This is a genomic window from Maribacter spongiae, assembly GCF_047345125.1.
In the GTDB taxonomy this organism is placed as follows: domain Bacteria; phylum Bacteroidota; class Bacteroidia; order Flavobacteriales; family Flavobacteriaceae; genus Maribacter.
Genome location: NZ_JBLFEQ010000007.1, coordinates 98,524 through 111,343 on the forward strand (window position 1 = coordinate 98,524; position 12,820 = coordinate 111,343).

Annotated in this window: 9 protein-coding genes; 4 read left to right on the top strand and 5 right to left on the bottom strand. The window is 38.9% G+C overall.

Going from position 1 to position 12,820, the window contains the following annotated elements:
* Positions 1-95: 95 nt before the first annotated feature.
* Positions 96-932 (bottom strand): endonuclease/exonuclease/phosphatase family protein, encoded by an 837-nt coding sequence (locus ACKWB9_RS11255; RefSeq protein WP_414003115.1) that lies wholly within the window; start codon positions 930-932, stop codon positions 96-98.
* Positions 933-1,763: 831 nt separating this feature from the next.
* Between ACKWB9_RS11255 and ACKWB9_RS11260 the strand changes: the two genes are divergently transcribed.
* Both ACKWB9_RS11260 and ACKWB9_RS11265 read left to right on the top strand, forming a co-directional pair.
* Positions 1,764-2,495 carry a GLPGLI family protein gene (locus ACKWB9_RS11260; protein WP_414003116.1) on the top strand — a complete coding sequence of 244 codons (732 nt, stop codon included), beginning with the start codon at positions 1,764-1,766 and terminating at the stop codon, positions 2,493-2,495.
* A 156-nt stretch (positions 2,496-2,651) separates the two neighbouring features.
* A complete protein-coding gene (locus ACKWB9_RS11265; RefSeq protein WP_414003117.1) occupies positions 2,652-5,312 on the top strand; it encodes a carboxypeptidase regulatory-like domain-containing protein in 2,661 nt (886 codons plus the stop codon).
* A 228-nt stretch (positions 5,313-5,540) separates the two neighbouring features.
* Here the strand turns inward: ACKWB9_RS11265 and ACKWB9_RS11270 are convergent, their stop codons facing one another.
* The 4 genes from ACKWB9_RS11270 to ACKWB9_RS11285 form a co-directional block, all read right to left on the bottom strand.
* Positions 5,541-6,296, bottom strand: coding sequence for a hypothetical protein (locus tag ACKWB9_RS11270; protein ID WP_414003118.1), 756 nt, complete (start codon positions 6,294-6,296; stop codon positions 5,541-5,543).
* A gap of 29 nt (positions 6,297-6,325) precedes the next feature.
* Complete coding sequence (locus tag ACKWB9_RS11275; protein ID WP_414003119.1) at positions 6,326-6,838, bottom strand: nuclear transport factor 2 family protein; 513 nt, start codon at positions 6,836-6,838, stop codon at positions 6,326-6,328.
* 60 nt (positions 6,839-6,898) lie between these two features.
* On the bottom strand, positions 6,899-7,666 hold the full coding sequence (locus tag ACKWB9_RS11280) for a hypothetical protein (RefSeq protein ID WP_414003120.1): 768 nt from the start codon (positions 7,664-7,666) through the stop codon (positions 6,899-6,901).
* 407 nt (positions 7,667-8,073) lie between these two features.
* Positions 8,074-9,372 carry a DEAD/DEAH box helicase gene (locus ACKWB9_RS11285; protein ID WP_414003121.1) on the bottom strand — a complete coding sequence of 433 codons (1,299 nt, stop codon included), beginning with the start codon at positions 9,370-9,372 and terminating at the stop codon, positions 8,074-8,076.
* Positions 9,373-9,588: 216 nt separating this feature from the next.
* On the opposite strand from ACKWB9_RS11285, the gene ACKWB9_RS11290 reads away from it, so the two are divergent.
* Complete coding sequence (locus ACKWB9_RS11290) at positions 9,589-10,998, top strand: C-type lectin domain-containing protein (protein ID WP_414003122.1); 1,410 nt, start codon at positions 9,589-9,591, stop codon at positions 10,996-10,998.
* 455 nt (positions 10,999-11,453) lie between these two features.
* Complete coding sequence (locus ACKWB9_RS11295; protein WP_414003123.1) at positions 11,454-12,797, top strand: histidine kinase; 1,344 nt, start codon at positions 11,454-11,456, stop codon at positions 12,795-12,797.
* Positions 12,798-12,820: the final 23 nt, after the last annotated feature.

A 12,820-nucleotide genomic window follows, 5' to 3' on the forward strand; every position in this document is an offset into this window, starting at 1 on the left:
CAGTTGAAGTTATTGAGGTATTTTAACGTATTGGCAATCGATATGAATTTAACGATCCTCCGCACCCATAAGTAACATGATAAACTTAGTATTCGCTATAATCGTGACACTCTACTAAATACCGGTAAATGATCGGAAATATGTTTGTTGTTTTCCATACGATCATCAATATGAATGTAACTTTTTACGTTTAAATTTTTGGTGAAAATATAATCGATACGTTTATCCACATCCATGTTGGGGTCAAAACCATTGAACGTGCCTTTGGGTCCGTAAAATGGTCTTTCTGTGATGGCCTGACCATCTGAATATACTCTTTGTAAATATTGAATAGGCGTTTCATCCGGGGTCAAGTTAAGATCGCCCATTAAAACGACCGGAAAATTATCCGTGTTTAGTTCACTGATTTTTTTGGCGATAAGTATTGCGGATTTTTCCCGGGCAATTTTTCCAATATGATCAAAGTGTGTGTTGAAAATGTATAGTTTTTGTTTTGTAATCCTGTTTTTAAAGAGTCCATAGGTGCAAATACGTGCTATGACTGCATCCCAGCCTATAGAAATTTTATCGGATGTTTCGGACAACCAAAAAGTCTTGCTTTTCAAAAGTTCATATTTAGAAACATCGTATAAAATTGGGGAGAACTCTCCTTTCAATTTTCCATCGTCCCTGCCTGCGCCTATGTATTTATAATTGATCAAGTTATCGATCAAATATTTTAATTGTCCATAAAGGACTTCCTGCATCCCTATAAATTCAGGTTCGTAATGATTTATCAAATCTACCACAGCCTGTTTCCTGCCGTTCCAATTATTGACGGTATCGTTTACATTGTCATATTTAATGTTATAGCTCATAACATCCACATCTTGCGCTGTTAGGATGTTTATAAAGAGCAAAACGAAAAGGAAAGTGATGACGGGGTTTTTCAATATCGAATAATTTATAGGTTTAAAACCGGGTTTAAGTTAGGGGTTGAACTTTACATCCATGATATGGAATGGATTAAAAGGGAGCAATATCCGCCTTTTTAAAATTGTTTTAAAAGATACATAATAAGATTAGGAGGCAAAGCATATTTGCCTTACAATTCTTTTTTAATGAAAAACCCGGAAGAATATCCGGGCCTTGATAAAGATAGGTCTGCAGTTCTTTTATTGACGTGATAATGCTTTTACTTGGGCACTGGTTCCACTAAGATCCTCTCGCAAGACCTGGTATTTTCTTTTTATTGTCATGGAAGAATTAAAAAAAGGAAACATACACTGTTCCCTTAATATCTAAATATTAAATCGTTCAAAACCAATTATTTAGATAATTCTTGGATGAAAAAACAGAAAACGCATGTTTTTTACACATTGCTTTTGTGATAATTCACCTACTTTAGCAGGAGTTAAAGAATTACTTCCCCCGTTTACCGTTTGGTTTATAAACAAACTACGATTCCCTCAAAAGCTAATACTATAAAACCCCTTGGGGTTATAACAGTTACGGATTGCATATATAACCATTAAAAAAACAGATCTATGAAATAGAACCATATTTTGTTCCAGAGTATGGATGGTCTTATAAGTTTGATGACAACTGCCAGGGTCATTCAATCGATGGAACCTCTTATTTATGGGCAATAACATTTGGCGCACGATCTTGGAAAGGAGAAATCTCTAGAAGATGTGAAATAGTACCACAAATATATTAGAAACAATGCGATTGCCCAGAATTGTAATAAGCAGTTTTGGGCAATCTTTTTAAATGATTTGATTATGAAAAATCTTAGACTATTATTGTTACTTATTGTTTTGTTTCCGATTATAAACAGGGCACAGGAAAAACAATTGGTGCTGGACTATACCCTTACCAATTGTAACACTTTAAAAGCTAAGGCCACAATTTTTAAACAGGGGCAGTTGGATACTGTTTTTGGGCAAAGACCACTACACCCCGAAGGAGCGATACCAGGTGTTCCAATGGAAGTTCGTGAAGAAGATATGCGGTATGAGACCTATCATATACTATTGTTCAAAGAATATCCGACCAAAACCTTAAAGCACCATGTATCCCTAAAAAAAGATATTGATATGGTACTGCAACAAAAAATGGATCTGTTTGATTGGAAGATAACATTTGAAAAAGAAACCATATTGGGCCTGCAATGCCAACAGGCCAAGGCGCATTATAAGGGCAGGGATTATACGGCCTATTTCACCACCAAACTAAATTTTAAGGGAGGCCCATGGAAATTCCATGGCCTGCCCGGAGTCATCTTAAAAGTAGGTTCTGATGATGGACACTATTTTTTTGAAGCGACAGCTTATCGCATTGTTTCGACCAATAAAAAGATAAAAGACCCTTTTGCAGATACTAAAACCGTTGATTGGGAATGGTATTATAATAAATCGGTTCAAATAATAGATGTTAAATCTGCCAAATATAAAAGAAAGATACAGTACAGTTGTAATGGAGATATTGAAAAGTTTCCCTTTTCATATTGGTGAACGGTTCCCAAAAAAAGAACTGATTTAATGTGCAACACATATAATGTCACCCTTTTCTTATTTTACCGCCTCATATTATATAGTGAACTTAAAAAGCATCATCATAAAAAACGAACACATGAAAAAAATGATGGAATCTTTTAAAAACTAATGTTCTTGAAACATAGCCTTTTCTTAAATCTCCTTATAGGATTTTTGTCCATTTCGGCTTTTTCCCAAAAAGAAATCACCATTTCAGGCACTATAGCGGATGCCAAGGAAGAGCCCGTTTCGTATGTTGATATATTGCTAAAAAAACAAGACAGCACCCAACAAATTGTAGCCTTTGATATTACTGATAATCAGGGCAGGTACAAAATCACCCATTTGACCAAAATGCCCAAGTATTGGGTGGAAGTATCTTCTTTAGGGCATAAAAAGACCAGAAAACCACTTGAAATTTCAAATGACGCCAATCGGTTTACCTTAAATTTTACCCTTGAAGAACGCACCGAAGAATTGGAAGAGGTCGCCGTATATGCCGAAGCAGCCCGTGTAAGTGTAAAAAATGACACCACCACCTTTAATTTGGAAAAACTTACCAATGGTTCAGAACGAGTGGTAGAAGACATTCTAAAGAAACTGCCCGGAGTCAAATTGGAAGCCAATGGTAAAATAAAATTCAAGGGCAAGGATGTGAAAAATGTACTGCTAGATGGCGATAACCTTTTTGATGGCGGTTATACCCTTGGCACTAAAAATATCAATGCCAAACATATAAAAGGGGTAGAGGCCATAGAAAATTTTGAGGACAACCCCTTGCTCCAGGGGCTCAGTCAAAATGATGATGTGGCCCTGAACCTTAAGTTTCAAGATGGACTTTCGTTTTCTGGCAAAGCGGAGTTGGGTTATGGTCATAAAGAACGTTATTACGCCAATACCACGGGCATAGCAGTGACTAAAAAACTTAAAGGTTTTGCCACCCTTAGCTACAGCAATATGGGCAGGCAAGCATCGTCTAATTATTTTGATCCATCAGATTTTTTAAGAGGAAGATTCGGTGCCAATACCTTTAAATCGCCCACTTATATTACCGAATCTTCGCAAGGCAATTTGTCTCAAGGGCAGAACAGTATTAGCAACAATGCTTTCTTTGGCAGCCTAAATGTATTGCCCAAATTATCGAAAACAGAGACCCTGCGATTGAACATGGATTATTTTTCGGATCGGTCGGTACAAGAAAGTAGTTCCAGCACCCTTATCAATACCGACCCTGATAACCCCATTGTCATAGAACAATCGGATCGTAAAACCAATATTCCCCGTTTTGTGAATGCCAAGCTCAAGTACAGGTGGTTCGCCAGTAAAAAAACTTCGATAGAAGCACAGTTGAAGCTCTCTAAAAAAAAGGAAATCAATAATCAATTGGGCCTTAGAAATGGGGCAGAACAAGGGGGAAACCTTAGATCTAACAATAAATATGCTTGGGCCAACACTAAATATACGCACAGGATCACTAATCGTAGTGCCCTTAAATTAACGGCAGTAGCGGCATATGACGAGGCACCGGAAAGGTTGACCCTTATCTCAGGAATCGATTTTGACTCCAATACGCTGGTATCGGGTACCACCAATGAACAACAGGTGTTTGCCAAAAAGCAAAGTATGAACCTTGCGGGGCAATATTACAGTCGAAATAAAAAAAACCACAAATTCAGTCTAGATTTTGGGTTAGATTATTTTAAGAACCGTTTAGAAAGCGACCTGACCGATATCGCGGGGAATACTGTGTTCCAAAATAACCTGGCTTATGGGGTATTTATGCCACAGTTGACAACGAGTTATTTTTTTAAGACCAAAACGGTTGAAATATACCCTAAGATTAGCGGTAAATGGTACAATTATGATTATAAGGATTTATTGGGAAATAATTCACAGCAAGGCAATCAATGGTTATGGGATACTTCATTAACCTTTAAGTATATATTGAACAAGAAGCACTCCGTAAACGCATCGGTCGGAAGTACCAATACCCCTCCGGATGAGAATAAGCTGTACACTGATTTCGTTTTGGGAACCAATCGGTCATTGAGAAACAACGTTCTTAATTTTAATAAGATTAAAGCCGAGAGTGCTTCAATTTTCTATAGGTATTCTGATTTGTTCAAGGATATTGATGCCAATTTGGGTTTTAATTACCAAAAAAGTAATAATGCCTATTTTTCCAATTATACGGTGGCTCAAAACGTATCGTACCTTACTTACTTTCTAGAAGGTTTTGGTTCTAAAAATCGTAACATCAATGCTGGCATCAGTAAATATGTAAACGGGTTGCGTTCAAAGCTGTCCCTGACAGGATCCTACGACCAGCGTGATTATTTTAATCTGGTCAATAGTTCGGACCTTCGTGAAAATAAGAGCAATACCCTAAGTGCGGGTTTCAACATAAGCACGTCATTTATTGGCAAATTTCTGTTCAGCAACGACCTATCCTATAGCAAAACGGAATTTGTCTCGGAAGATATCAATACATTTACCAATGAAGGTATCACCAATAAATTTGGTGTTTATTATATTCCCAATGACCGTTTCCGGATAGATAGCGACCTCAATTATACTGTACCCGATGTGCATAGCTCCGATAACCGTACCCTGTTTTGGGATCTTTCTGCCCGGTATACCAATAAAAAGAAAAACCTGACCTATCGTTTGGAAGGCAAAAACTTGTTGGACCAACAAGATGTAAGTTTTGTAAACAATTCCGATTTTGCACAGCGCAGTAGCACCCAATCTCTTTTGGCACGTTATTTTTTATTAACAGTGAGCTTTAGGTTCTAATTTTCTCTAAATAAATTTGTTACCTATTTTTGATAATCTATGGATTCTTATGGACCTCGATATGCGCATGACACTTACCTTTTATTGAACTGGTTTAAACTTTTTGGATTATAGCGAACCTACCTGCCGGACGGGCAGGAATTAGGGGTTTTGTTCAATGCATCGGTGTTTATGAAGAAAAACCCGGAAGAATATCCGGGCTTTGATAAAGATAGGTCTACAGTTCTTTTATTGACGTGATAATGCTTTTACTTGGGCACTGGTTCCACTAAGGTCCTCTCGCAAGACCCATATTTCTGTACTATCACCGTCCGTGGTCGCTTCAACGTCGGCCAGGAATCCTTGAAAACTCCTCGCCCCGTGCACTTCTTCAAAATATTGCGGGAATTTGTCTTCTTTCCCCAACCAGGATGAATTGTCAAAGAATTCTACCCATCCAAAATCCAGACCGCTCCTATTGTTCATCTCATTGCTATAGACCCCATAGAGCTGATCCGGCATTTTTTCCTCGTACACTTTGACCACTTTTTTTATGACCTTGTCCATAAAGTCCTTTCTTTTGAATCGTTTTACATCGATCATGAAAACGGAAACTTTGTTAATTTTAAAATCCCTCGAAAAATTGGAAAGTTCTGGGTGTATTTTCATATAGTTTACTTCGACTTCGGGCATCAGGTATTTGGATATATTTTCTGCATTGTCACTGGAATGTTCTTCACTATGGGGTCTATCGTCCATAGCACTCCACGGTAAAGGCCCCATGATCAGCATATATTTACCGGCATTTTGACCGTTGAGTATATTGTAGACCCTTGCACCATATGGCCCTTCTGCATGGAATTTTTTGTTGTGTGCCGCTATCCCCGCTTCAAATTCTACAATTTTTTCAGGATTTACGGTCAACATGACGTTTTCTATGATCAATTCTTCTTGCGCTATCATTAAAAAAGGTAGCAGCACCAATGTGTACAGTATTTTTTTCATTTTTTATAATTGTTTAGTGTTGTTTAAATTTATTGTTCGGCGGTTTCTTCCATAGTCTCTTTCTTGGCTTCCATGGCCTGTAATGCCATAACGATTTCCGTGGGGTTCCAAAAACCGACTTCTCGCACTATTTTCCCGTCAATGAATTGATAGGTCAAATGAACGGGAATTTCAACTTCCTGATTATTGGCGGCCAAAGTACCTTTCCAGTCCAACCAGCAATTGACCCATGTTTCGCCATCATCTGTAAGTACCATTTCATATTCCTGATCTTTGTCCAAAAATCCCCGACTGGAGTAATTCACATCCATTTCCTTATGGTACTTCATAACATCATTTGCGGAAACAGGGTTCTTTTTTGTATTGAAATATGTTTTTGAAGTATCCGCATAAACACTGGTATCATAGTTTTTACTATTGTAATTGGCAATGTGCTTTTTGACCGTGTCAATTTCAGGAGAGTTTTGCGTATAGCGCTGAGGTCCCCGGTTACATGCCATCAAAAACAGTATGGCAAGCGATAGGTAAATTGCTTTTTTCATTATATTGATTTTTAAGGTTGATAAAATAAAATCTCGATTTTTTAGATCGAAGTCTAAAATTTAATTGGAAGGGGAATAGGCCATATCTGGACGCATACGACCTACGAATTCTTCATATTTGAGCAAATTACCGAACAGGTCGCCCATTGTTTTGTCACCGTCTTCACCCAATGCTTTATCGTTGGCCGAGGCCTTGGTGGCATAATCTATAGCATCTTTGGCCGCCACGGCCACCATAAAAAATTCACCGCGTGTGCCAAAACCGCTTTTATACACCCGGTAATGGGTCTTGGAACCTTTTTCAACGAACATAGCACGAATGGCTTTCATTTTTTCCTTTATCATGGCCCGGTCGCCCGGAGTATAATGGAGGTAGTGGAATTTTCTATAATTCTGACCTTCCGGAGTTTGTGTAAGACCATCGGGCATATAGGATAGTTCCTTATCCAGATGAATTATATAGTTGTGTTCAATATCATAACATTTGTCCATCCTATCAAATAAGTCGGACATCGCCGTTCCGCCCATTTTTTCGGCCAAGGTGGCGAATACGGGTTTTTCAATATCGGCCATTGATTCAATTTTGCTTACCCATAGATAACGGGAATCAGCAGTATTCGAAACAATTACATCTACTTCCTGAATATTGTGTTTTTTCATGTTGTCCGTCAGTTCTTTGCAAATATTTTCATATTCGGCGACCATTGCCGGTCTTACAACATCTTCATGTACCCAATAAGCCTGGGTCGTTTTCTCTTGGGCGTGAAGAATCCCGGTAACCATGATGGAGAGTAAAGCCAAGAATAGCTTTGTTTTTAGTGTTTTCATAATTTATATAATTGGTTATTACTTGGTTGCGAATAACATTGTGGTAGTAGAGGATATTAAAATTAAAATATCCAAAAATCAGTAACAGAGGGGCCTGTTAAGCGTAAATACTTGGAGGGAACAGCAATATTTAATGCAAAATGCTACTAAATATACTATTAATTATTTGATTATTAGATATTTATAATGAATAAAATAAATCCTTCCTAAAAAGAAGAAGAAAAACTAAGGTTGGATTTTTGTTCCATTGCCCTTGTCATGTATTTTAATGCCATGTTGCATTTAAAAAAAACTGGAACAAAACACTATTTTTTTACGGTAATTTCAAACAAGAACCGGTATAAGAAGGGAAATTATGTTCAATTCTATATAATAATCGTTTTTTGAAGGTATGCTTAAATAACAAATTATTCGTTATTTTTAGAATGACCACCGCTTTTGTTTTTCGGATTTCGATTTCTATTTTTTCTACTACGATAGTTCGATTTTCCGTACCGATTCCGGTTTTTAGGGGGATTCGGATTTTTAGATCGTTGCGGCCGTGGCTTGTTTTCCTGTTCCGTATCATCATCGTCAACAAATTGATGCTCGGGCATTCTTGGCACCTCTTGTTTGATGAGTTTTTCAATATCCCTCAAATAAGGACGTTCTTCCTTATCGCAAAATGAAAGCGCTATTCCGCTGGCACTGGCACGTCCCGTACGCCCAATACGGTGTACATAGGTTTCCGGAACATTGGGCAGATCGTAATTGATTACCAGGGAAAGTTCCTCTACATCGATTCCCCGGGCGGCAATATCCGTGGCTATCAGAACACTTAATTTCCCATCTTTAAAATCGTTCAATGCCTTTTGTCTGGCCGTTTGGGATTTGTTACCATGGATAGCGGCGGATTTTAGATCGACCTTTGTCAATTTCTTGACAATATTATTGGCACCGTGTTTGGTTCGGGAAAATACCAGGACAGAATCTTTGGGGCGTTGCTGAATGAGATGAGCCAATAATTTGACCTTGTTCTTTTTGCTCACAAAGTAAACCCCCTGTGCTACTTTTTCCGAAGTAGTCTGTTCGGGTTTTATGGTGACCCTCTCAAATTCACCCAGTAGTTGGCGAGACAGATCTACAATGTCTTTGGGCATGGTGGCCGAAAAGAAAAGCGATTGTCTTTTAGGAGGGAGTTTGGCTATGATTTTTTTAATGTCGTGAATAAAACCCATGTCCAGCATTTGGTCCGCTTCGTCCAATACGGCAAATTCAATATCGCGTAATGAAACAAACCCTTGGTTCATCAAATCCAAAAGCCTGCCCGGTGTCGCGATAAGGATATCCACGCCATTTTTTAGGATATTCACTTGTTTACCCTGCTTGACACCACCAAAAATGACCGTATTTCTTAAACCTGTATGTTTACCATAAGCGGTAAAGCTCTCCCCGATCTGTATGGCCAGTTCCCGGGTAGGGGTTACCACCAGGGCCTTTATTTTTCTTTTATGCTGCCTAAGTGCGATCCCTTCATATAAATGATGCAGAATGGGAATGCCGAAAGCGGCTGTTTTACCGGTTCCTGTCTGTGCAACGCCCAATAAGTCTTTTTTCTTTAAAAGAATGGGTATTGCTTGTTCCTGAATAGGTGTTGGATGGGTATAGCCTTCGTCTTCCAAGGCTTTTAAAATGGGGTCGGCAAGGCCGAGGTCTTTAAAGGTCATAGTGTTTAATAAGCTGCGAAGTTACGGTTATTGTTCGGATATCCGAATCTTGTTATTGTTTGATGTTTTTATGGCAAATATTTTCGCTTAATATACTGATTGACCCTTAGACTTTAACTTTTCACCACTTATTTTATAGGGTAGGCAACATATATTGGGCGACTCTTATATATAGGGTTAATTTTAGGATAATAATGGGCCAAACAGGATTGTTCAATGAAACGTTATTTACATTTTTTGCTTTTTATTTTTTCCATAATATCCTTTTCATGTTATGGGCAGGATACTTTTGGAGACAATTTTAACAGTGTCAACTATACCAATAATGATGGATCACAAAATTTTATAGGAGGCTGGGCCGAAACAAATGAGACAACCGATCCAAATGCGGGTAGGATAAGAATCAATAGTAATCAGCTTCGGTTGTCCAATCTAGACAACCGTTATATCACTAGAAACCTTGATTTATCGGCCTATGGATCGGTCACTTTGACTTTTACTTATAATAAAACAGGAGGGGATGAAAGGATTGCTGTTCAATTATATAACGGATCTTTCTTTGTTGACGTCGCTATCCTTGATGGCAGCGGTAACGTATCATATAACCTGGATCCCAGTGAAATCAATGCCAACTCGGCCATACGTTTTAGATCGGATAGTGGCAATTGGGATGGAGGTTTTGAAAGATACTTTATAGAAGACCTTCTTTTTACCGCACAGCTACCAAACCAACCACCTCTGGTAGTAGGGTCTGGAGATCGAATCTATTGTCCGGGTGCATCCGTTCCCATTGCCGAGACCGTTTCTATTACGGATGCCGACGATACCACTACTTCCGCGGTATATATTCAGATATCCAGTGGTTATGTAAACGGAGAAGATGTATTGATGCTGACGGGAAGCCACCCCAATATAACCTCCAGTTGGGATGCCGTTCAAGGTGAGCTTACCTTACAGGGGCCGGCAAATTACAGCGAATTCGAAACGGCCATACTGGCAACGGAGTTTTCATCAAGTTCCGCAAACCCTACAGGAACAAGACAATTTTCTATTACCGTAGGCGAAGCCAACTTTTTACCTGCCACACAACACTATTATGAGTTTGTAGCGGATCCGGGGATTACCTGGACCGATGCCGAGATAGCGGCCAGTAACAGGACTTATTTTGGGTTGCAGGGCTATTTGGTTACCCTAACATCGCAAGAAGAGGCGGATTTTTCGGGTTCACAGGCTCAGGGCGTGGGTTGGATTGGTGCAACGGATACCGCCGTGGAAGGGGAATGGCGATGGGTTACCGGACCCGAGGCCGGAACCCAATTTTGGAACGGTGCGGCCGGGGGGACAGAATTGACGTTTGCCTTTTGGAATAACCTGGAGCCCAATGATTATGGTGGTAATGAAGATTACGCCCATATTACGGATAATAGCATTGGGATTATGGGATCCTGGAACGACTTGCCCAATGCAGGTGCTACAGGGCCTTATGCCGCACAAGGTTATGTTGTGGAGTATGGGGGTACCATTGGTGATCCGGTTTTGAATATTACGGCTACTACAACATTGACAGTAGGCCGATGTCAGGTGATTACGAACAGAAGGATCACCTACCGTATAAAACCTGATTAGTAACCTGTGATACATTTTACCTTATGGAAGGAGTAGGCTTGTTCAATTAGTTTCTAATGATAGAACTTGTTTAAACTTTTTCAATAAGCTAAAAATTGTCCTTTTATATCCTGGTCTTGTCATTTTTTTCCTTTGATTCCTGTACGTCCGGCAGGCGGGTTCACTACAATCCAAAAAAATTAAACCAGTTTATATAATATCAAGGACCGTCCTTGTTCTTAAGGTCGATTCCATCTTTGTCTGACCGTCGTTTTATACAATTCGCCCTTATGATGTTACAATTGGGTAAATCTAATTTCTTTGTAAATAACGATCGAGGCATTTTTGGGGAGATACGGCCCCATATTGTAAAGATGTTAAAATGGCGTTTGGACTTTTGCTAACTTTAGACCTGAAAGTTCGTTTTATCCCGACCGGGGACAGGATAGGGCAGGGGGCCATAGTAAAGAATTGTAATGACCGTATATCGTTTTTTAAAAGAACTGTTCAGGGCCTTTGTAGTAGGCACATTGGTCTGCATAGGCTTTCTTATATATTTTTATTTTACGGATAAAATCAAATACGACTATTTTATAGCAAACCCCTGGTGGGGGTATTATCAGAATATAATATTTTCGGTTATACTCTATATGGTCAATGCCTTTTGGTACTTTTTTCTTTTAAGGAAATATAGAACCAATATCTATACGTTAAAACGAATGGGCATTGCTATATCTGGAAATATAGTTTTAACCTGTGTTGGGGTTTTGTTTGCCCGGATCATAATCATGGTCGGTTTTTATGATAAATCCGTCTGGGAAGTTCTGGTATCGCAAAAAATAGAGAATTACCAACAGCCCATCCTTATATCGCTTGGAATTTCCCTGATTTTCTATGGAATATGGTACTATAGATATCGGCAAGAGAAGAAAATAAAAGAGCAAAAAATTATTGCCGGTACCGCTTCCGCAAAATTTGATGCGTTAAAGAATCAATTAGACCCCCATTTTCTGTTCAACAGTCTTAATGTTTTGACCAGTCTAATTGAAGAAGACCCATTCCAGGCCCAAAAATTCACCACTTCACTTTCTAAAGTTTACCGATATGTCCTGGAGCAAAAAAATAAGGATCTGGTTTCCGTAGATGAGGAACTTCAATTTGCAAGGACCTATGTAAAGTTACTGAAAATGAGGTTTGAGGACAGTGTTGTCCTGGATTTACCTGAAAAAAGTGCAGACCCCGAAGCTAAAATCATTCCATTATCGTTACAGTTGTTATTGGAAAACGCCATAAAACATAATACCGTCACATCGGCCAAACCTCTCCATATACATATATACGAGGACGGAGAAATGCTGTGTATAACCAATAATTTACAAGAAAAACGGGTCATTAAAAAAAGTAGTGGGGTCGGCCTGCAAAACATACGACAACGTTATGGTATCTTAACGGATAAAGAAGTCGTTATCGATAAGACAGATGAGAGTTTCATGGTTTGTTTGCCCATACTCACCCGTCAGGTTTCCATCATGGAAACTTCTCAGACCCATATTGATGATAAACGATATCAAAAAGCAAAAGAACGAGTAGCCGCTGTTAAAGGCTTCTATAGTAATTTAATAGCTTTCAGCATAGTTATACCCTGTCTGGCCATTTTAAATTATAATACGACCAGTTTTCCATGGATTATCTTTCCTGTTCTTGGTTGGGGCTTTGGGCTGCTTACCAATGGTATGGAAGCTTTTGGTTATAATCCTATATGGGGCAAACGCTGGGAGGATAAAAAACTTCGCAAGCTTATGGAACAGGAAGATTTTTAACGTATTGATTGGGGAAGGTTATG